Raw genomic sequence first — 20608 nt, 5'->3', positions numbered from 1 at the left:
GCCCCAGGAGATTCTTTCTTTCACTGGAATCCCGCGCCGGACTCATTCCGGGGCCTCCGCCTCACCGAACAGCACCAGGAATCTCCGCGCCCTGTTCCGCTGCCGGACCGCGAGAACGAGCGAACCGACCACCGAGAGCACGAAGAACGCCGACAGCCCCAGCATGAACACCGCATAGAAGGTGGGCCCCTCCTGCCCGAGGTGCTCCAGCCCCTGCGGCAGGAAGACGGCGAGCACCCAGAAAAGAGGGGCGAGCGAAAGAAGCCCCACCCGGTTCCCGGCCGTGGCCAGGGCGATGTCCCGGGCGGCCCGGTCGGTCGGCGGATCGCCGGTGAGGCGTCCCCGCGCGACGGCGCGGGCCGCCTCCCTCCGCACCGGCGGAGACAGGTCCGCCAGGCCGAAGGGGTCGGTACGGGCCGGGCGTCTCAGCAGGGCGGCGCGCACCCCCGCCCCCACCGGCACCGCCAGCAGCACGCTGAGAAGCACGGCGAGCAGGACCGCGTCACCCGGAGACCCCGCCTCCACCGAGAGCGCCCCGAACGACAGGGCGACCGCCAGGAAGAGGAACGGACTGATGAGCACCCCCGTCACGATCCCGGCCACCCACCCCGAGGTCCTCGCCCGCTTCCGGACGGGGTCCTCCGCCGCCACCGGGACGACCGACTGCGCCGGTGCGGGGGGCCGGGGAACCCACCCCCGCCTCGACAGCGCCCATCCGAAACCCCCTCCGCCGAGCGTCCCGACCACCGCCGCGATGACGAGCGCCGTCCCTAGGGGCACCGTGGAAGCCGGTCCGGCGGCGACCGGCGACCACAGCAGCACCACCAGAAGCACACACAGGGCGAGCACCACCCCGAAGGCCGCCGCGGCCGCCCGGCGGGCCGCCGTGGCATCCGCCCGGTTCACCGGCCCGCCCCGGGCGCCGGCCGCTCCTGTTCCGCCTGCTCCAGGGCGCCCAGGTAGGCGTGGGAGTTCCTCCTGACCCGCGACACGCTCGGAGCCAGCACGACCAGCAGGACGAAGAAGAGGACGGCACCGAAGAGGTTGATCCAGGGAACCGGGCCTTCCCGGTCGGGCCGGATCAGATGGGTGGTCACCGACGAGACATTGACCCCGAAGCCGAACACGAACATGGCGGTGGGGAGGTACATGGTCGCCCACGGCGAAACCCGCAGGGTGTTCTCGGCGAGTGTCCGGGCGAACCCGTCCACCCCGGGATCCCCGGTGGGCTGACGCCTCCGTACCGCCCGGGCCGCTTCACGCCGTGTCGCGAAGGTGCCGCCCCTGGGCAGGGGATCGGCCTTCCTGCCCAGGGCGAACCACATGAAGAAGCCGTAACCCGCCCCGGCGAGAGCCCAGAGCGCCGCGAGGAACAGAACCCGCGCCGCAGGGACCGGTTCCTCGGAATGGTGGGCGTCCAGCGCCACGGAGGCCGCGAACGTCAGGGCCCCGAACAGGACCCCGGCCGACGCCCAGATGTACCGCTGTCTCCGTCGCGCCTCCTTCCTCCGCTCCGGTGACGACGGACGAAGGTGGTGGGGGATGGACAAGGAGCCTCCTCGGGGGCCGGGGGTCGGAGCTTCCGTATGCGGTCGGAGTGAACCTCCCGGCACCCGCCGCACGACTCGTGCGCCTCATGCGCCGGACCGTTCCGCGACGACCGCGGTCCCGCCCCGGAACCGGGACATCGCGATCGCCCCGATGACCGGTCCCGGTACGAGTGCCAGGAAGGCGTACTGCCACTGCACCGCTTCCGCCACCACCGGCACCAGCTGGATGCTGAACACGGTGAGCGCGAAACCGATGGCGGTCTGCGCTGTCAGGGCGGTGCCGACCATGGTCCGGTCCGCGACCTCGGACAGCGCGGTGGAGAACACGCCGGAGTCGGCGATGACCGACGCCCCCCACACGGCGCAGAACACCGCGAGCACCGGGGCGGGTGCGCCGAACGCCATCGGGGACAGGACGCAGCAGGCGCCGCTGACGGCGAGCGCGGTGACGGCCGCCCGGCTCCGCCCGTAGCGGTCCGCGGCCCATCCGCCCGCCAGACACCCGGCGAACCCGAACACCCCCATCGCCACGAACACCATGACCTGCTGGTATCCGTCGAACGAGGCGGCGGCGGGGGCGTGGAGCACGAAGACGGGAATCCACGTCCACAGCGCGTACAGCTCCCACATGTGCCCGAAGTAGCCCAGGTTGACGAGCCGGGTCTCCCGTTCGGACAGCATCTGCAACGCGTAGCGGGGGCGCAGGGTCACCGCACGGCTCGCGAAGTGGGGACCGGCGCGCACCGCCGCGAACGCCAGGACCGCACCCGCGCCGCCCACGGCGGCGGTGGCGTGGAGGACCTCCCGCCACGGCAGCACGGCGAGGCCGCCGATGAGGTGCGGCAGCGCCGAACCGAGGGTCAGGGCGCCGATGAGCAGGCCCATCGACAGGCCCCGGCCGGAGGCCCCGGACCAGGAGGCCATCAGCTTCATGCCGGTGGGGTACACGCCCGCGAGGAGAACACCGGTGAGGAACCGCAGGGCGATCATGAACGCGAGGCCCTCGGCGAAGAACGCCACCACGGACGTGCAGGCCGCCGCCAGTGCCGCGCTGCCGCCCAACAGGACGTGGGCCGGTACGCGGTCGGCCAGGTTCAGAGCAGTCGAGGCGAGCGCTCCGGTGACGAAGCCGAGCTGCACCGAGCCGGTCAGCCACACCGACGCCGTACTGGAGATGCCGAGGTCGTCCTGCACGCTCGGCACGACCGCCGAGACCGAGAACCACACCGCGAGCGCGAGCACCTGCGTGACCGCGATCAGCCCCCGCTGTACGCCCGGTGTCCTCATCTCACCCCCTCGTCCGCTCCCCGCGCGTGCCCGTCCCTGTGCGGATACGGCGGCAGTGGAGCCCGCGGAGCCGGAACGGGGCCCGTCTTTCCGCCGCCGGGTGCGGACGGTGGCACCAGGGTCACGCGGCCTGCGAGAACGCCGGAACCGACGACGGAGGCGGGCACGTGATCGTGGAGACCGATCCTACGCCGCCTTCCCATCCCCGCCGGGTTCCGGCCGTTTCCGGCCAGGCCCCGCCGACCGTGCCCGCTCGTGGGGAGCGGCCCGGAGGTCAGCGGCCGTCCTTCCGGTCAGGAGGGTTCACGAGCGCGAGCAGTGCCAGGGCCCGTCTCCTGCGGTGCTCGATCAGCGGCGCCTCCACGGCCAGGTGCAGCGCGACCGCGACGGCGATGGTCATGTGGAGCACGGCGAAGGAGGACCGGCCGTCGGCGGTGAGCAGAGCGCACAGGGGAAGCGTGCAGACCAGTACGGCCGCCGCGAGCACGGTCTGCCCCGGGCGCCCCAGGGGGAGGCCGCCACCAGCCGTGCGTACCGTTCCGCCGTCCGGTCGGTCCGGGGGTCGCCTCCGGGCCGTCCCTCCCGGACCGGTCGCTGTGCCTCCCGGAAGCGCTTCCGGTCCCCGTCGACGGTGGCTCGACGCACGTCCCGCTCCGTCCCCCACACGGAGGCGGCGATGACCGGTCCGGCGGAGCCCGATCACCGCCAACGCCGGAGCGGGGATCCCGAGCCGTTCTTCGGCCGGTACCGGAGGATCTTCAGTACGGCGAAGGGGCTCGTGGCCGCTCCCAGCGGCGCCCCGAACACGCGCGGACGGTCCTGGGCGAACCACTGCACCCGCAGCGGGAACAGGTGTCCGGGCAGCGGCCGGGGCGGAACGCCGCCCACCGGTCACCCGGACCGCACCCCCTCCACCAGCGCCTCCGCCGTTCCGGTCCGCGCGTACAGCACGTACCTCCCCGTCCGGTGCGCGCTCACCAGCCCCGCCCGCCGCAGCGCGTTCAGCGCCTCCGACACCGTGGCGGACGACCTGCCGGTCCGCCGGGCCAGGAGCCCGGTGGTCGCCGGACCCGACAGCTCCACCAGCACCGCCGCCCGGGTCCGTCCCAGCACCCCGGCCAGCGCCTCCGGTACCGGCACGCTCCGCCGCTCCCACAGGGTGCCCACGCCCCGGGCGGGATAGCGCACGGTCGGCGGCGAGAACGGCGACATGATGTGCCAGATCGCCGGATGGGAGAACACCGACGGCGTCAGCACCAGCCCGCGCCCCTCCAGGTCGCGCGGCCCGTCCACCGCCTTGCTCGGCACCCGCAGCGTCCCCCCGTCCCACCGGATGGCCGGGTCCAGGTCGGCGAACGCGTGCCGCACCCCGCCCTCGGCCATCCGGCGCGCCCGGTACAGCAGGTCGCCCTCCAGCAGCGCCAGCACCCGCGGCCAGTAGGGGGCGATGGCCACCTCCCAGTAGGCGGTGATCTCCTCGGCCAGTCGGCGCACACCGCCGGCGGGGTCGGCCAGCAGCCGCTCCACCCAGGGGCCCGCCGGGGTGCGGGCGGCGGCCAGCGACTCCCGCACGAACTCCGGAGGCAGGGCGGCGAGCTCGGACGTCTCCACCTCCAGGTCGGGCAGCGACACCCGGGGCACCGGACAGACCAGGGCGGGGATCACCCGGGCCTCGGGCGGGACCAGCTCGGCGAGCAGCGGCCACGACCGCTCCGCCGCCCGGACCCGGTCGGCCACCTCGGTCGCCCACACCCGGTGGACGGGGGAGGGGGAGCGCCGGGTCAGCTGCATCCGGGAGGCCACCGCCTCCCACACCGGGGACACCGCGAACCGGCTGCCGCCGATCTCCTCCGCGGCCAGGGTCAGTTCGATCATCGCACTCCTGCGCGGACGATTCGGAAATCCTCGAATCCATGGTGCCCGAGCCGCGTTCCGGCCCACGATGCCGGACATGACCACGACGACCCCCGCCCCCGGCGGTCCCTCGGCGCCGGCCTCCGGCGGCCTCCTCGCCTCCGCCGGGTTCCGCCGCTTCTTCGCCGCCCGCACCCTCGCCGAGACCGGAACCGAGGTCGCCGCCTTCGCGCTCCCCCTCCTGGCGGTGCTCGTCCTGGACGCCACCCCCGCCCAGGTGGGGCTGCTCGGCGCCCTCGCCACCGCCGCCTACCTCCTGGTGGGCCTGCCCGCCGGGGTGTGGACCGACCGGCTGCGGCGCCGCCCGGTGCTGGTCGCCGGGCAGCTCCTGCACGGCCTGGTCCTGCTGTCCATCCCGCTGGCCTGGGCCCTGGACGCGCTCACCCTCGGCCAGCTGTACGTCTGCGCGCTGCTCGGCGGCGTGGCCTCCCTGTTCGCCCGGATCGCCCAGCAGGGCCTGCTCCCCTCGATCGTGGGACGCGACCGGCTCATGGCGGCCAACTCCGCTCTCGGCGGCATGTCGTCGACGGCGCTCCTGGCCGGCCGGGGCGCGGGCGGACACATGATCCAGTACCTCGGCGCGCCGTTCGTGATCCTCCTCGACGGACTGGCCCAGTGCGCCTCGGGACTGCTCACCCTCACCGTCCGGGTCCGCGAACCGGCCCCGGCCACGGGCGAGCGCCGGCTCCCGGCCGAGATGGCCGAGGGGGTGCGGCACGTGTTCGGGCATCCGCTGCTGCGGGCGATGGCCCTGTCCGCCCTCCTCGTCAACCTGGGTCTGGGCGCGATCGTGCTGATGGCTCCGGTCCTGATCGTCACCGACCTGGGGCTGCCCGAGGGCCGTGTGGGGTGGTTCTTCATGGTGGGCGCGGCGGGGGTGCTCGTCGGTTCGCTGGTCGCGACCCGCGCCGTCGACATCCTGGGGCCGGGACGCACCCTGCTGGGGTGCGCACTGCTCGCCGGGGCGGGTGCCGCCGGGGTGCCGTTCCTCAGCGCCGAAGGCTTCTGGGCGGTCGCCGCGCTCTGGGCGCTGTCCCAGGCCGGGATCGGCGCGGTCAACGTCGTACAGCTCACCCTGCGCCAGCGCTGGACCCCCGACCACCTGCTCGGCCGGATGACCGCGACCCTCCGCTTCATGATGACCGGGGCGCTCACCGTCTCCGCCCTGTACGCGGGAGCGGTCGCCCAGGTCTGGGGGGTGCGTGCCGCCCTCGTGGCGGGTGCGGCGATCGTCGCCCTGGGCTGGATCCCCCTGGCCCGCCCGTCGTCCTTCCCCGGCCGGTTCCCCGAACCCGGGGACGCTACCGGCCGAAGAGGACCTCGATGACCGGGCGGGCGACCTCCTCGGGGTCCCCGTCGGCGCTCTCGGGAAGGGCGCCGCTGAGCCACAGCTCGGCGAAGCCGTGCGCGAACGACCAGGCGCCGATGGTGGTCGCCCGGGACCGGCCGGCGTCGGCGGCCAGCGCGTCGCCGCTGGCGGCGAGGACGGCTCCGGCGCGTTCGCGCGAGGCCAGGAGTTCCGGGTCGTCCAGCCGGTACAGCTCGGGGCGGAACATCACCTCGAAGTGGGGGCGGTGCGCGAGGGCGAAGCGGATGTAGGCCAGCCCGGTCTCCCGCGGGCCGCCGGACGCCGCCGTCTCCAGGGCGTCGGCGAACAGCGCGAACCCCTCGGCGGCCACGGCGGTGAGGATCCCGGCCTTGTCGCCGAAGTGGTGGGCGGGGGCGGCGTGCGAGACGCCCGCGCGGCGGGCCAGCTCGCGCAGGCTCCATCCGGTCGGCCCGGACTCGCGGGTGGCCTCCAGCGCGGCGTCGATGACCGCACGCCGCAGGTCGCCGTGGTGATAGGTGCGCTCGGCGATCAGTCCCACCTCCCGGTCCGGGGAACCTTCTGGGGCCAGCCTATCTTTCCATTGACAAGATTCAACCCGTGGAGCAATCTTGTCAATGGAAAGATCCAAGGATCGGAGACCCGCATGGCACCCCTCATCGCCCTTCTCGGCGGCACCGCGCTCCTGTGGCTCCTGGGCCTGGCGGGCGTGGAGGCGCTGGACTGGCAGACCTCGCTGCGCGGCGGACTGGCGCTGATGTTCGTCCTCACCGGGGTGGTGCACTTCCTGCCGTCCTGGCGCCGCGACTTCGCCGGGATGATCCCGCCGGCGCTCCCGTTCCCGTACGCGCTGGTCACCGTCACCGGTGTGCTGGAGCTCGCGGGGGCGGCCGCGCTGCTGTTCCCGCCCACCGCCCCGTACGCGGCGGCCGGCCTCGCGCTGCTGCTGCTCGCCATGTTCCCGGCCAACGTCTCGGCGGCCCGTCGCGGGGTGAGCCTGGCCGGAAAGCCCGCGACCCCGCTGCTTCCCCGCACCGCCATGCAGGTCGTCTTCGTCGCGGCGGCCGTGCTCGCCGCCGTGTGAGGTCCCGGCCCCGCGCCCGCCGCCGGTACCGGGGGCCGGTACGGGGAAGGGCACGGAGCCGCCGCCCTGACTTTCGTCGGATGCGGAGGGCCGCGGCGGCGGGTTACCGTCCCCCGTATGCGCATACCCCGGATCCCGCCCGGCGGTGCGGCCCTGGCCTGCGCGGCGTCGGTGGCCCTGCTCTCCACCGCGTGGCCGTGGCTGCTCCTGCTGCTGCCGGTCCCACTGCTGCTCACCGGCCGCCTGTCCCCGGATCCGCGCCCCGCGGCGGTCGTGTACGCGGCCGCCGCTGCCGCCGGGGCGGTGTGGCTGCTGTGGTCCGGCCAGCCTCCGGGCGTGTGGATCACCGGCGGGGGCCTGGTGATCTTCGGGGTCCCGCTGCTCTGGCTGGTGGGCCGGTACCTGCGCAGCACCGCCGCCCTGGAGGAGGCGGGCTGGGAACGGGCGCAGATCCTGCGCCGGGAGATCCGCCGCACCGGGGGCACCCGGCCCCCGGGCCGCGGGGCGCCGGTCGGGACCCGGGTGCGTGTGCGGGGCCGAGCCCCCGGGCCGCCACGGGGACCCGGTGCCGCGGAGGGACGGACCACCGGCCCGGGGAGGGCCGCCCGCAGCGTGGACGCGGCCGCCCCCGGCCCCCCGGACGCCCGGCACCGGCCCGGTGCCGGGCGCCCCCTCCGCCACCGGAGCGGCTCGGGGCCGGCCGCTCAGCCCACCAGGATCTGCGGGGAGACCGCCTTGAGCATCCCCCGCGCCCAGTGCATCTGGCGGACCGAGCGCGGACGGCACCGCTCGGTGACGGCGAGAAGGCCGGTGTCGGCGATGATCTGGGCGCCCTGGCCGAGCAGGTCCCAGTCCAGCGCCACCCCGCCGCTCATCCGGTACAGCCGCCTCAGGTCCGCCAGCAGCAACAGGTCCGTGTCGGATTCCTCCCCGGGTAGTTGCCGCTCACCCTCCTCCGGCGGCTCAGGGTGTTCCGGTCCGGAGAGGTCCATGCCGTAGCGGGGAGCGATCGCCTCTATCTCGTGCATGTGGTCCCGGGACCACGCCGCCAGGTCACCGGCCACATGGCGGACCTCGTACTCCTCGGGGTGCCGGTCGGCCACCCGCAGCAGTTCGACCTCCAGGTCGCTCTCCGAGCGGTGCAGTTCCCGCAGGGCCACTCCGATCCTCATCGCCTTCCTCCCCCGCCGTGCTCCTCCAGGGTGTCCGCTTCGCCCCGCGTGCCCGCCACCTCCGCACCCACCGGTGCGGACGCGGTCGTCGTGGGCGCGGGGGACGGCCGCCCACCGCCCGGGCCCAGGGGGCGCAGCCGGACGGCGGCGGACTTGAAGAGGGGCTGTTTGGACACGGGGTCCCACGCGGTGGCGGACAACTCGTTGGCCGCCCGGTCCCGCTCCCCGCCCGGGTCCGACGCGTCGGTGTCCCAGTAGCCGTAGTGGAAGGGGACGAACAACACCCCGGGGCGGATCCCGCTCACCCTGGCGCGGGCCCTGACCACCCCGCGCCGCGAGCGCACCTCCACCGGATCGCCCTCGCCGATCCCCGCCTCACGCGCGTCGGAGGCGGAGACCTCCACCCACACCTCGGGGGCGGCCCGCTGGAGCTCGGGCGCGCGCCCCGTCTTGGTGCGCGTGTGGAAGTGGTAGAGCGTACGGCCGGTGATCAGCGTGAAGGGGTACTCTCCGTCCGGTTCCTCGTGCGGGGGCACGTACTCCACCGCCTTGATCATCGCCCGGCCCTCCGGGTTCGCCGCACGGTACTCCGCCTCCTCCATCGGCGCCCCCGTGACGAGGTCGCGGCCGTAGCTCTCGCACTCCTCGGGACGGGCCCAGAACCGGCCGTCCGAGTAGAGCCGCTCGGTACCGTCCGGGTGCTCCTCGTCGCAGGGCCACTGGATACCGCCGGTGTCCCGCAGCCGGTCGTAGGTGAGACCGGAGTAGTCGCAGGGACGGCCCGCGCTGACCCGCTTCCACGCCTCGAAGGCCGAGGCGGGGTCATGCCACTGCGGGAAGGGCCGCCCGTCCTTGTCACGGAAGTCCATCCGCCGCGCGTAGTCGAGGAAGATGTCCAGGTCCGACCGTGCCTCGCCCGGCGGCTCCACGGCCTTCTCGGACAGGTGCACGGTGCGGTCGCTGTTGGTGAACGTGCCGGTCTTCTCGCCCCAGGTCGCCGCCGGCAGCACCACGTCGGCGAGTTCCGCCGTCTCCGTCATGAAGACGTCCTGGACCACCAGGAACAGCTCCCGGCGCGCGAGGACGCTCCGGATCCTCCGCAGCTCGGGCAGCGACACCGCCGGATTGGTCGCGCTGACCCACAGGAAGCGGACCGACCCCTTCTCCGCGTAGCGCATGATCTGCATGGCGTGCGTGGGCGGGGCGTAGTGCGGGATCCGCATGGGATCCAGGTTCCAGGCCGCCGCGAGGTCGGAGATGTGCCCGTCGTTGTTCCAGTTGCGAAAGGCCGTCAGGTCGCCGTCGGCACCGCACTCGCGGGTGTTCTGCGCGGTGGGCTGGCCGTTCATCTGGAGCACGCCCGCTCCGGGGCGGCCCAGCATGCCGCGCAGCAGGTGGACGTTGTTGACCTGCACGGCCGCGGCGGTGGCCTGGTTCGACTGGTAGAAACCCTGGAGCACGGTCGACAGCAGCCGTTCGGCACCGCCCAGAAGCGCGGCGGCCTCCCGGATGCGTTCCGCGGGCAGGTCGCAGATCCCGGCCGCCCGTTCGGGCGGGTAGTCGGCCGTGACCCGGGCCAGCTCCTCGTAACCGACGGTGTGGGACCGCACGTAGGCGTGGTCCACCCGGTCGGTCCGGATGAGTTCATGCAGGATGGCATTCATCAGGGCGACGTTGGTGCCCGGGCGGGGGGCCAGGTGCAGCGCGGCGTGCTCGGCCACCGGTGTCGGCCTGGGGTCCACGCACAGCAGCCGGGGCGGGTTCGGCCCGGCCAGCCGGTCGAGGACCCGGGACCACAGCACCGTCTGCGTCTCGGCCATGTTGTGGCCGTACAGGGCCATGACGTCGGCGTGGTCGATGTCGCCGTAGGACCCCGGCTGCCCGTCGCAGCCGAACGAGGCCTTCAGCGCGGCGGCGGCCGTGGCCGTGCACAGCCGCGTGTTGCCGTCCAGGTGGTTCGTTCCGATCGCCCCGTGGGCGATGGCGGCGAGGGTGTGGTACTCCTCCAGGAACAGCTGGCCGCTCGTGTAGAAGCCGAGGGCGGAGGCGCCCTGTTCGTCGAGCAACTCCCTGCTGCGCTCCACCACGAGGCCCATCGCGGTGTCCCAGTCGGTTTCCACCAGCTCGCCGCCGCGGCGCACGAGGGGACGGGTGAGCCGGTCGGGGGAGTGGTTGGCCTGCCAGCCGTAGAGGTCCTTGGGGCCCAGGCGCCCGCGGTTCACCCGGTCCTCCCCGCGGCCCCGCACCCCGACGATCCGGCCGTCCTTCACCGCGATGTCCATCGCGTCGCCGTTGGAGTGCAGGATCGAGGCGGACGGCACCCACCGGTCGACGTCCTCGGGCCCCACCCCCTCGGCGAGGTGGAGGTCGACCCTCGTCGGCCATCGCCCGCCCGGAGCGTAGGGGGTGCGCGTTCCCCAGGGTTCTGCGATCGGATCCCTCGACGGCACGGGAGACCACCTCTCTCATCGCGGCACGGCGCCGACGGCGCCACGCACGCCGACCGCACCGGCCGGTGAACTCCTGCGGCGGTGCGGCCCCGGACGCCGTCGGTAGGTGGCACACAGTATGGGTGCGAAGCCGCAGAAAAGCGGCGGCACACGCGGGGAGGGCCGAAACAGCCCCGAATCGGCTCCCCGCGCCGGAGGAGGGGGCGCGCCCGGGATCCCGGTGCGGGCGGACCCGGCCGCCGGCCGGGCCGTCGCACCCGTGTGAGGGCCCGGAACACGAAGAAGGCCCGGGCCCCTCGTACGAGGGGCCCGGGCCGGAGCGCGGAGGATCGGGGATTTGAACCCCGGATGGGCGTAAACCCAAACCGCATTAGCAGTGCGGCGCCATAGACCTGACTAGGCGAATCCTCCTGGCTGCCACAAGGGTACAGACACGGGGCCGCACTGTGCAAAACGAATCCCCCGAGGGCTCCGTCTCACCGCCCCGGCAGCGCCCTCAACGCACGGCGCGCAGCCGCCTCCCGCCCTCCTCGCCGGCCTGTGGGACCCCGCCGGCCTGCGGCAGGAGGTCCCGCAGGGCCCGCTCCGACGGGCTGCCCGGCTGCGCGCTGTAGGCGATGAGCCGCTGCCCCGGGCCGCCCGGGATCTGGAGCGTCTCGAAGGCCAGCTCCAGCCGCCCCACCACCGGGTGGTCCATCCGCTTGGTCCCCGACGTGCAGGTCCGCACCGGGTGCCGGGCCCAGAGCCCGGCGAACTCCTCGCTCTGCACGGCCAGCAGGCCGACCAGCTCGGCCAGCCCGCGGTCCTCGGGGTGGCGGCCCGCGGTCAGGCGCAGCGAGGCCACCGCGAGCGTCGCCTCCTCCGCCCAGCGCTCCCCGTAGAGGGCGCGCATGTGCCCGTCCAGGAACAGCATCCGGGTCAGGTTGGGGCGGCGCTCGGGCAGGTCGGGGTCCCCCGGGCCCAGGTGGCCCCCGAGCAGGGCGTGACCGCGTTCGTTCCAGGCCAGGATGTCGTTGCGGCGGTCCAGGACCAGCGCGGGCACCCCCGCCATCGCGTTGATCAGCTGGCGCGCCGATCCCCCCGCCTGCCCGGGCCGGGAAGGGGAGGGGCGGCCGGCGGCGGGGGAGGCCAGGTCCATCAGGTGCGCGGTCTCGTCCCCGTCCAGCCGCAGGGCCCGCGCGATCGCGGTCAGCACCTCGCGCGACACCCGGGCGGCCCGCCCCTGCTCCAGCCGCGTGTAGTGGGTGACGCTCACCCCGGCGAGCATGCACAGCTCCTCCCGCCGCAGCCCGGGCACCCGGCGGCGCCCGCCGTACGGGGTCAGGCCCACGTCCTCGGGGCGCAGCGACCCGCGGCGGGTCCGGAGGAAGTCACCGAGTTCGGAAGCGGCGGGCATGGTCTGGTCCTCTCCGGGGTGCTGCGCGCGGTCGTCCACAGGAACGCCCCGGATGCCGCGGGTTCTTCCGGCCGCGGCGCCCCGGGGGTGGTCACGCCGTGACCACCCTCCCGGAGGCTGCCCGCGACGCGGTCCTGGCTCCGCCGCCGCGCCCGGACGAGGGTGGCCGTGACGACGAACCCGAGGAGGGACCCATGTCCGTGAACACCGGCGCGCCCGCGGCGGCCACAGGAGGTCCGACGCGGCTGACACCGCGCATGGCCGTCATCCTGGTGGTGCTGCTGTCGGCGCAGTTCATGCTGGCCGTCGACTTCTCCATTCTCAACGTCGCGCTGCCCGTCATCGGAGACGGGCTGGGCTTCACGCTCGCGAACCTCCAGTGGATCGCCACGGCGTTCGCCCTGTGCGCGGCGGGCTTCACCCTGCTCTTCGGGCGGATCGCCGACCTGTTCGGCCGCCGTCGCCTCTTCCTGGGCGGCCTCGCCGTCCTGGGCCTGTCCTCCCTGCTGGGCGGGTTCGCCACCACCCCCGAGGCGCTGATCGCCGCTCGCGTCCTCCAGGGCCTGGCCACCGCCGCGGTCACCCCGGCGGGCCTGTCCCTGCTCACCACCTCCTTCCCGGAGGGGCCGCTGCGGGAGCGCGCGCTGGGCCTCAACGGCGCGCTGATGTCTGCCGGGTTCATCACCGGTGCCGTCCTGGGCGGGCTCCTCACCGACCTGCTGTCGTGGCGGTGGGCGTTCTTCGTCAACGTCCCGGTGGTGCTCCTCGTGCTGGTCGTCGCCCCGATCGTCATCAAGGAGTCCCTGCCGGAGGGGCGGCCCAGGCTGGACGCGCCGGGTGCCCTGCTGGTCACCCTGGGCCTGCTCGCGGTGGTCCACGGCTTCTCGCGGGCGGGCGAGGCGGGCTGGTCGGAGCCGCACACCTGGGTGCCCCTGGCGGTCGGCGCCGTGCTGTTGGTCCTGTTCGTCCTGGTGGAGTCCAGGGTCCAGGCCCCGCTGGTGCCGATCCGCATCCTGCGCCGGCGCACGGTGGCCTGGGGGAACATCGCCGGGTTCACCGCGTTCCTCACCGAGACCTCGCTGGTCTTCCTGCTCACGCTCTACCTCCAGAACGTGCTGGGCTTCAGCCCGCTGGCGGCCGGCCTGTCCTTCGCGGTCCTGGGCGCCGGAACCGTCGTGGGCGGAGTCCTCGCGGCCCGCGTCATCAGGGCGACATCCACCAGGGCCGCACTGGTCCTCGGCGGCGTGGTGCAGAGCGCGGCGACCTTCGCCCTGCTCGGCCTGGGCGCCGACCAGGGGAGCATGCCCCTTCTCCTGGGCGCGACCTTCGTCGGCGGCGTGGGCAACATGCTGGTCATCGTCGGGTTCATGGTCACCGCCACCTCCGGTCTGCCCGACGGCGAGCAGGGCCTGGCCACGGGCCTGGCGACCATGACCCAGCAGGTCGGCATAACCGTGGGAACGCCGGTCATGAGCGCGGTCGCCACCTCGGCGATCGTCGGAGCCGGCACGGCGGCGACCCTGGGCGGCCTGACCACGGCCATCGCCGTCAACGCGACGGTCGTCCTGGTGGGAGTGCTCGCGGCGGTGTTCTTCCTCGGCGCGCGGGGACGGGCGTGAACCGGGGCCCGGCGGAGGCCGGGGCTCAGCCGGTGGTGCGCTCGATGATGAGGTCGGCGTCCCTGCGCAGCCGGTCCACGGCGCGGGAGAGGGTGCTCTTGACGGTGCCCAGGGTGACGCCCATCCGCTCGGCGATCTGCGCCTCCGTCAGGTCCTCGTAGTAGCGGAGGACGACCGTGACCCGCTGGCGTTCGGGGAGCTTGTCGATGGACCGGTGCACCACGTCTGCGAGGTCGCTGCGCCAGGTGGGGTCGTCCACCCGCTGCTCGGGGATCTCGTCGGTGGGGTACACGTCCAGGTGGCTGCGGCGCCACTCGGAGATCCGGGCGTTGACCATGGCGCGGCGCACGTACCCGTCGCGGGCTCGCGGGTCGTTGATGCGCTCCCAGGACAGGAAGGTCTTGACCAGGGCGGCCTGGAGCAGGTCCTCGGCGTCGTTGTGGCTGCCGGTGATGGACCTGGCCATGCGCAGCAGGGCGGGGCCGCGTTCGGCGACGTAGCTGCTGAAGTCCTCGTACCGGCGGGTCTGCTTGGTGCCGTCCATGTGTCCACCGCCTCTCGCCGCCTCGGAAGGTGCCTGTGGCCTCAACTCTCACACAGTGAGCGCAAACTCCCGGGAACCTGTGTCCCACGCGTGGACAAACCGCGCGTTGCGGACGCTCCCGTTCTCCCCGCGGAGGCGGGGAGAACGGGCCGGTGCCGGGGAGGACATGCCCAAGGCAATGTTCGGGACATGCGGACGGCATGAACCGCCGCGCTCCGGCGTGTGAGCCGCGGGTCGGCCCCTTCATCGGGAGAATGGGCGCTATAGGACGAGTCGGGCGACAGGGGGACGCGAACGACATGTCAGTGATGACGGACAACCACCGAGGCCGCGCCAGGTTCACCGGCGCGCTCCTGGGACCCGGGGCCGCGCCCGAACCCACACCGCCGAACAGGCGGGTGTCCCGCGGCGTCGTCGTCGACGCCACCTCCTACATGCTCTGCCTGGCCACCCCGGGCGGAGAGGAGCGCTTCCTCTACGAGAGCGCCACCACCTTCTGGCGCGGCGGCGAGGTCCGGCCCACCGAGCTGCGCCCCGGGGACGACGCCGTCGTCCGGTGCTCGCACGACGGGCGCCTGGTGGCCGAACGCGTCTGGGCCCAGGCCGCCCGAGCCACCGGCGTCATCACCGAACACCACGACGGCACCCTGGAGATCGACCCCGGGCACGGCCGCCCGCGTCTCACCGTGGTCATCCCCTACCGCACCTCGGGACGGATCACCGTGCGCCACCCCAGGCTGGAGCCCGGGTACCTGTTCGACGCCGTCGGAATCTGGCGCGACGGCGCCGTCTGGGCGGTGCGCCCGGCCACCACCCAGCCGCCCTACCCCCTGGCCGCCACGCCCAGGCGCCCGCCCACCAGGCGGTACTCCGCCACCCTGAACGGCATCGCCACCTGGTACGACCCCGCCTGGGGGCGCGCCCCGCACCTGGATCCGCGTGCCCACGCCACCGGCCTGGCCTACCCGGCGATCGACCGGGCGGGCCATCCCGCGTCCTGCGACCGGCGCACCTCCTGCGTGCCTCTGCCGCTGCTGTCCACCGGGGCCGTGGTGAGCCTGCGCAACGACTGCACGCGCGAGTCCGCCGCCCTGCCCGTCATCGACTGCGCCGCGGCCGACAGCTGGCTGTGCGACCTGTGCCCCGCCTGCGGGGGACAGGGCGCCGGGCGCCTCGCCTCGCTCACCATGTCCTCCTTCGTCGCCCTGGGCGGGCGCCTGGAGGACGGCTGCTTCAACGCGACCGTCACGGTCCACGACGGAGAGGTGTGACATGCCGACGGACATCCTCCAGGCGCTGAGAGAGGTCCAGCTGCCGCTCCTGGCGGTGCTGCTCCTGTTCGGCGCGCTCACCAAGCTCGGCTCCCGGGACGTGTCCTCGGGGCTGTCCATCCTGCTCCCCGCCCGCATGCGCCGCCCCGCGGTGCTGGGCACAGGGCTGCTGGAGGCCGCCCTGGCCGCGGGCCTGGTCCTGCTCTCCGGTCCGCCCGGCGAGGCGGCCCGCCTGCTCACCGCCCTGGTGTTCGCCGCCTCCGTCGTGGTCCTGCTGCTGGTCCGCCGCCGCGAACCGGAGGCGGGCTGCGGCTGCTTCGGTGGCCTCAGCCGCGCGCCCATCGGGTGGCGCACCCTGACCCGGGCCGGGCTCCTGTCCGCTGCGGCGCTGCTCACCCTGGGGCTGGAGCCGACCGCCTGGCAGGCGGTCCTGGGGGCGGGGCCGGTGCACGCCGCCGTGCTGGGCGCCGAACTGCTCCTGCTGGCGCTGGTCAGCCCCGAGCTGCGCGGGATCGCCGCCCGGTTGGGCACCCGCGAGCCCTGCGAGCTGCGGGAGGTCTCCGAGCGCTCGGTCCAGCGCAGGCTCCGCCGCAGCGACGTGTGGCGCACCAACCGGCCGCTGCTGCTCGACACCGAGCCGCTCGACGTCTGGCGCCACGGCTGCCACCGCTTCCTGCGCTACGACGGGCTGCGACACGGCACCCGCGTGGACGTGGTCTTCGCGGTGCGCATCGGCGGGCGGTCGCGCACCGCCGTGCGCGCGGCGGTGGTGGCCCGGGACAGCGGCACGTCCGTGGCGTCCTTCGGCGCGGTGTCCGACCGCGAGCTCCAGGGCCCGCCGCGGCGCCTGCCCGGCCCGCGCCGGGCGGCGCGGCTGGACGCCGAGCGCCAGGACCGGGCCCGGGAGGCCGCGAGCCTGGACAAGGCCGTGGGCAACCCCTCGGCGCGCGCCGACTCCTGGCCCAGCGAGGACCTGGAGGCCGAGGTGGCCGGAGGCCGCGGCGGAGCCTAGCCGAGCTTCTCCTGCTGGCGCTCCACGGAGGCGCGGGTGAACCCGAGCAGCATCTCCTCGTAGTCCTCCAGGGAGCCCGGCCCCATGATCGAGGTGGTGCCGACCAGGTCGCCGTTGCGGTACATGACGCTGTACATGTGGTTGCGCTCGCCGTCGGTGTCCACGTCCACGGCGAAGCCCCGCGACGCGTCTCCGAGCGTCGGCAGCTCCGCCAGGTCGCGCACCTCGTAGCCGGAGGAGGTGCCGTCCTCGTAGGTGGCGGTGTAGGTGTCGCAGTCCTCGGGCGGCCGGGCGTCGAGCGCGGCGGCCGCCCCCTCCTCGTCCAGCCGGACCAGGAGGTGGGTGAGCGAGCCCCGGTCCCACTGGTAGGAGGTCAGGGAGGCGGGGGCGGCCTGCACCGCCTCGGCGTCGGCCCACCGGTTGGCGGCGTCCAGGCAGGCGGGCTTGTCGAGCTCGGTGGTGGCCCGCACCTGCTCGCTGTACTGCACGGTGACCAGCTCGGAGTAGACGCCGGCCTCGCTGCCCTCGGGCATGATCTCGGCGCCCTCGAACGAGATGAGCTGGGCGTCGTGCAGCAGCGCGGCCTCCTCCGCGGCCTCGCCGCCGTCCTCCCCGGCGGGGCCGCCGCAGGCGCTCAGAACGAGGACCAGGGGCAGGCCGGCATAAAGGGCCCATGATCGGATGCCCTTTCCCCCGTTGCCGAGAAAGCGGCTCTGACCAGCGGTGACCCGAGCCGTCGTGGCGGGTTCCGGACGCGAGCGCATGGTGTTGTCTCCTCGTTTGTGCGATATTTCCGCTGGGAGCGGTGACCGACCCGGACGCGATATAGCTGAGCGTGTCTCGGGGCTAGCACAAAGTATTGAGGAAGGACAATGGTGTCGGAGTCGAAATCGCCATATCTGCGGTCGGTGCTGGAGAGCATCCCCGCCTACAAGCCGGGCAGGAAGGTCATCGGGCCCGACGGGCGATCCATCAAGCTGTCCTCCAACGAGAGCCCCTACGGGCCGCTCCCGTCCGTGCGCGAGGCCGTCGCCCGCGCCGCCGCCGACCTCAACCGCTACCCGGACCCGGGCGCGTCCGAGCTCACCGCGGCGCTGGCCCGCAGGCTGGACGTCCCCGAGGACCACATCGGCCTGGGCGCGGGCTCGGTCGGCCTGCTCCAGCAGCTGCTGGAGGCCGTGGGCGAGCCGGGGGCCGAGGTCGTCTACGCCTGGCGCTCCTTCGAGGCCTACCCGCTGCTCGCCGAGCTGGCCGGGGTGACCTCCGTGCGGGTGCCGCTGCGCGACGAGACCCACGACCTCGACGCGATCCTCGACGCCATCACCGAGAACACCCGCATGGTGCTGGTCTGCAACCCCAACAACCCCACCGGCACCGCGGTGCGCGAGGCGGAGCTGACGGCCTTCCTGGACCGGGTCCCCGAGCACGTGCTGGTCATCCTGGACGAGGCGTACCGCGAGTACGTTCGCGATCCGCAGGTACCCGACGGCGTCACCCTGTACCGCGACCGTCCCAACGTGGCCGTCCTTCGCACCTTCTCCAAGGCCTACGGCCTGGCGGCGGTGCGCCTGGGCTTCCTGGTCGGGCACCCGCCGGTGGTCGCCGCGGTGCGCAAGACCCTGGTGCCGTTCGCGGTCAACCACCTGGCCCAGGCCGCGGGCATCGCCTCCCTGGAGGCCGAGGGCGAACTGCTGGAGCGCGTGGAGGCCACCGTCGCCGAGCGCGTGCGCGTGCGGGAGGCCCTGCTGGCCGCCGGGTGGAGCGTGCCGCCCACCGAGGCCAACTTCGTGTGGCTGCGCCTGGACGGGGACACCCTCGACTTCGCCGCCGCGTGCGCGGAGTCCGGCGTGTCCGTGCGCCCCTTCGACGGCGAGGGCGCCCGCGTCAGCCTGGGCACCCCGGAGGAGAACGACGTCCTCCTCTCCGTGGCCCGGGAGTACCCGAAGCGCCGCTGACCCGCCGGTTCCCTCCCGGCGCGGTCCGCCCCGGACCCGCGCCGGGAGGCGCCGCCGGTCCCGCACGTCCCGGCCCCGACTCAGCCGCGGTGTGCGGCCCGGGTCAGGTCGCGGGCCAGGTGGGAGCGGTGCAGCCGCCGGGTGCGCAGCAGCCTCCGCAGGTCGGCACGTGTGTCGTGCGCCAGCTGCACGTGGAAGTAGTTGACCTGTTCCAGGACGGCGAACAGCCACAGCGGGACGCCCACCGCCACCCGGCTCCAGTGCCCGCCCTCCGCCAGGGCGGCCGCCACCACCGCCCCCGTCAGGGCGAACAGCGCGACGTTGACCCACCGCAGGGCCCGGAACACCGGCATGCCCGCGGGCAGCCGCCCGCCCCGGGACGCCTGGCGCAGCTTGAGCCACCAGTAGGCGGACCCCTCCACCAGCAGCAGCGCGAACATGCCGAACCCGGCGAGATTGGTGGGGGAGGCGGGGGCGCCGAGCACGGCGAACAGGACGAGGCCGAACAGGGGGATGTTGACGAGCTCCAGCACCGCCAGGGAGCGCAGCCGGCGACGGATCACGGCGAGGGCCTTCTCGGAGGGGTGTACCGCGCCTCGGCGGGCACCGGAGGGGCGCCTCCCAGGGGGGAAGGCGCCCCGTGTGTCGGGTACGGGCCGCGGCTACTTGCCCGCGGCGTCCTTGTCGAGCTTCTCCACGATGAGCCGGTACAGCTGGCGGGGGCGCCCCGGCTGGAGCGTGCGGTTGGGGGGCAGGGGCCAGGCGAGCCCCTCCTCCACGAGGGTGCGCAGGAGCCGACGCGCGGTCCGGGAGGTGACGCCGAGCATCCGCCCGGCGTTCTCCGCGTCGACGACGAGGGGGCCGTCCTCCTCCGCGATCTTCTCCGAGAGCCGGATCAGCGTCTCGCGGCCCTTGGTGCGCAGCGGTTCGGAGGACTGCCGTGCGGGCGCGCGCTGGGCCGGGACCAGGGAGCGACCCTCCCGGTCCACCGCGAAGCTCTGACGGGACGCCTGGGCGCGGTTCAGGGCCGCCCGGGCGTGCGCCTCGGCGTCCTGGGTCGTGCGCCCCATGCCGATGCCCACCTCGATGGCGATCCCGAGCTCCGCCTTGATGCGCTCCACGAACGGCGGCTGCCGGAAACCCTCGGTCGCCGTCACGAGCGAGCCCCGCGTCGCGGTGATCATGAACGAATGGTCGTCCAGACGGTGCGCCGTGGCGTTGATCCGGTGGGCCTCCTGGAGCAGGAGCCGGTGCAGCGACAGCCGCAGCTCCTCCCGCCAGTAGCGGGGCGTCGACCGCCGGGAGGAGTCCCGCAGCGTCGGCACGTCCACCACGACCACGCCCAGCTGCGCCTCCTCCAGCCGGTGGTGGGCGCCCAGCAGGCCGGCGGTCTGCAGCGCGCTGCGCACCCCGGCGTTGGTCGGCCGCAGCCGCACCACCGGGACGCCGATGGCCTCCAGCCGCTCCGCGACCCCGCGCACGCACGTGATCGCCATCTTGGTGGCCTTGCGCCGCCACAGCCCCTCGTGGAACGAGGTGAGCTGGGCGGTGTTGGTCAGCTCCTCGTGGACGTGGATGCCGTCCACGGGCAGGTCGACCTCGGAGTAGGCCTCCACGACGTCGGCGCGGCTCAGCACGTCCAGACTGGCTCTGGTCGGGTCGTATCGCTCGTCCAGGGTGGCGCGGAGCAGTGCCTCGTGCAGGCTGGCGCCCCCGAGCGGCACGTAGGTGGCGGGCATCGTCAGGACGCCGGCCTTCCGCGCGAACTCGTAGGGAACCGGGCTGGCGAACAGGTACGCGTCGATCGCCGAACCCAGCCTGACGACCTTGTCCGTCGCCTCTTGCTCATCTCGGTATGCGGCGGCGATGAGTCTGGCGTTGAGGGGCCCCGTGGACCCAGGACCCATGAGCATGACCCGCTCGACCACCTCATGGGGCCCTATGACGCCGATCGTCAAATCGCCAGTACGCTGGGCACTCACCTCGGGTTGCTCCCCGCTACCATTCCACGCTCTTCACTATGTGCG

The 20608-nt window shown here is 74.0% G+C and carries 19 protein-coding genes and 1 tRNA gene; 6 read left to right on the top strand and 14 right to left on the bottom strand.

Translation table 11 applies throughout. The features are described from left to right. Positions 1-42: 42 nt before the first annotated feature. The 5 genes from ACSUPR_RS15185 to ACSUPR_RS15165 form a co-directional block, all read right to left on the bottom strand. A complete protein-coding gene (locus ACSUPR_RS15185) occupies positions 43-906 on the bottom strand; it encodes a hypothetical protein (RefSeq protein WP_436885267.1) in 864 nt (287 codons plus the stop codon). Further along, complete coding sequence (locus ACSUPR_RS15180) at positions 903-1550, bottom strand: hypothetical protein (protein ID WP_436885266.1); 648 nt, start codon at positions 1548-1550, stop codon at positions 903-905. Before ACSUPR_RS15180 ends, ACSUPR_RS15185 begins: the two co-directional genes overlap by 4 nt. 84 nt (positions 1551-1634) lie before the next feature. Beyond that, positions 1635-2837 carry an MFS transporter gene (locus ACSUPR_RS15175; protein ID WP_436885265.1) on the bottom strand — a complete coding sequence of 401 codons (1203 nt, stop codon included), beginning with the start codon at positions 2835-2837 and terminating at the stop codon, positions 1635-1637. Positions 2838-3111: 274 nt separating this feature from the next. Further along, on the bottom strand, positions 3112-3324 hold the full coding sequence (locus ACSUPR_RS15170) for a hypothetical protein (RefSeq protein WP_436885264.1): 213 nt from the start codon (positions 3322-3324) through the stop codon (positions 3112-3114). 404 nt (positions 3325-3728) lie between these two features. Continuing rightward, positions 3729-4712, bottom strand: a complete 984-nt coding sequence (locus tag ACSUPR_RS15165) for a DUF5937 family protein (RefSeq protein ID WP_436885263.1) — start codon at positions 4710-4712, stop codon at positions 3729-3731. Positions 4713-4788: 76 nt separating this feature from the next. On the opposite strand from ACSUPR_RS15165, the gene ACSUPR_RS15160 reads away from it, so the two are divergent. Further along, complete coding sequence (locus tag ACSUPR_RS15160) at positions 4789-6078, top strand: MFS transporter (protein ID WP_436885262.1); 1290 nt, start codon at positions 4789-4791, stop codon at positions 6076-6078. Here the strand turns inward: ACSUPR_RS15160 and ACSUPR_RS15155 are convergent. Continuing rightward, positions 6053-6619, bottom strand: coding sequence for a TetR/AcrR family transcriptional regulator (locus tag ACSUPR_RS15155; protein ID WP_436885261.1), 567 nt, complete (start codon positions 6617-6619; stop codon positions 6053-6055). The genes ACSUPR_RS15160 and ACSUPR_RS15155 overlap by 26 nt on opposite strands. 105 nt (positions 6620-6724) lie before the next feature. On the opposite strand from ACSUPR_RS15155, the gene ACSUPR_RS15150 reads away from it, so the two are divergent. Beyond that, on the top strand, positions 6725-7162 hold the full coding sequence (locus tag ACSUPR_RS15150; protein ID WP_436885260.1) for a DoxX family protein: 438 nt from the start codon (positions 6725-6727) through the stop codon (positions 7160-7162). 704 nt (positions 7163-7866) lie between these two features. On the opposite strand, the gene ACSUPR_RS15145 is transcribed toward ACSUPR_RS15150, so the two are convergent. The 4 genes from ACSUPR_RS15145 to ACSUPR_RS15130 form a co-directional block, all read right to left on the bottom strand. Next, positions 7867-8334: a hypothetical protein gene (locus ACSUPR_RS15145; RefSeq protein WP_436885259.1), complete on the bottom strand. Its 468-nt coding sequence runs from the start codon at positions 8332-8334 to the stop codon at positions 7867-7869. Then, on the bottom strand, positions 8331-10784 hold the full coding sequence (locus ACSUPR_RS15140; protein ID WP_436885258.1) for a molybdopterin oxidoreductase family protein: 2454 nt from the start codon (positions 10782-10784) through the stop codon (positions 8331-8333). The genes ACSUPR_RS15145 and ACSUPR_RS15140 overlap by 4 nt, the downstream gene beginning before the upstream one ends. Before the next feature lie 322 nt (positions 10785-11106). Beyond that, positions 11107-11195: transfer RNA gene (locus ACSUPR_RS15135), tRNA-Ser, on the bottom strand. A gap of 85 nt (positions 11196-11280) precedes the next feature. Next, positions 11281-12180, bottom strand: a complete 900-nt coding sequence (locus ACSUPR_RS15130; protein ID WP_436885257.1) for a helix-turn-helix transcriptional regulator — start codon at positions 12178-12180, stop codon at positions 11281-11283. Positions 12181-12374: 194 nt separating this feature from the next. On the opposite strand from ACSUPR_RS15130, the gene ACSUPR_RS15125 reads away from it, so the two are divergent. Next, positions 12375-13799 carry an MFS transporter gene (locus tag ACSUPR_RS15125; protein WP_436885256.1) on the top strand — a complete coding sequence of 475 codons (1425 nt, stop codon included), beginning with the start codon at positions 12375-12377 and terminating at the stop codon, positions 13797-13799. A gap of 25 nt (positions 13800-13824) precedes the next feature. Here the strand turns inward: ACSUPR_RS15125 and ACSUPR_RS15120 are convergent, their stop codons facing one another. Next, entirely contained in the window at positions 13825-14343 is a 519-nt protein-coding gene (locus tag ACSUPR_RS15120) for a SigE family RNA polymerase sigma factor (RefSeq protein ID WP_436885255.1), read from the bottom strand. A gap of 299 nt (positions 14344-14642) precedes the next feature. Between ACSUPR_RS15120 and ACSUPR_RS15115 the strand changes: the two genes are divergently transcribed. Together ACSUPR_RS15115 and ACSUPR_RS15110 are read left to right on the top strand one after the other, a co-directional pair. Further along, positions 14643-15614, top strand: a complete 972-nt coding sequence (locus tag ACSUPR_RS15115) for a hypothetical protein (RefSeq protein WP_436885254.1) — start codon at positions 14643-14645, stop codon at positions 15612-15614. A 1-nt stretch (position 15615) separates the two neighbouring features. Continuing rightward, positions 15616-16626: a MauE/DoxX family redox-associated membrane protein gene (locus ACSUPR_RS15110; RefSeq protein ID WP_436885253.1), complete on the top strand. Its 1011-nt coding sequence runs from the start codon at positions 15616-15618 to the stop codon at positions 16624-16626. Here the strand turns inward: ACSUPR_RS15110 and ACSUPR_RS15105 are convergent. Beyond that, positions 16623-17390, bottom strand: a complete 768-nt coding sequence (locus ACSUPR_RS15105) for a hypothetical protein (RefSeq protein ID WP_436885252.1) — start codon at positions 17388-17390, stop codon at positions 16623-16625. The genes ACSUPR_RS15110 and ACSUPR_RS15105 overlap by 4 nt on opposite strands. 108 nt (positions 17391-17498) lie before the next feature. Between ACSUPR_RS15105 and hisC the strand changes: the two genes are divergently transcribed. Further along, positions 17499-18581: a histidinol-phosphate transaminase gene (gene hisC / locus ACSUPR_RS15100; protein ID WP_436885251.1), complete on the top strand. Its 1083-nt coding sequence runs from the start codon at positions 17499-17501 to the stop codon at positions 18579-18581. 80 nt (positions 18582-18661) lie between these two features. Here the strand turns inward: hisC and ACSUPR_RS15095 are convergent, their stop codons facing one another. Both ACSUPR_RS15095 and ACSUPR_RS15090 read right to left on the bottom strand, forming a co-directional pair. Next, complete coding sequence (locus ACSUPR_RS15095) at positions 18662-19144, bottom strand: hypothetical protein (RefSeq protein ID WP_436885250.1); 483 nt, start codon at positions 19142-19144, stop codon at positions 18662-18664. 99 nt (positions 19145-19243) lie between these two features. Further along, positions 19244-20494, bottom strand: coding sequence for a transcriptional regulator (locus tag ACSUPR_RS15090; protein WP_436885249.1), 1251 nt, complete (start codon positions 20492-20494; stop codon positions 19244-19246). Between the last annotated feature and the right edge of the window lie 114 nt (positions 20495-20608).

Origin of the sequence: Nocardiopsis dassonvillei (genome assembly GCF_964273065.1) — a bacterium.
Taxonomy (GTDB): Bacteria; Actinomycetota; Actinomycetes; order Streptosporangiales; family Streptosporangiaceae; genus Nocardiopsis; species Nocardiopsis dassonvillei_B.
This window is presented reverse-complemented; position numbering and strand designations above follow the sequence as displayed.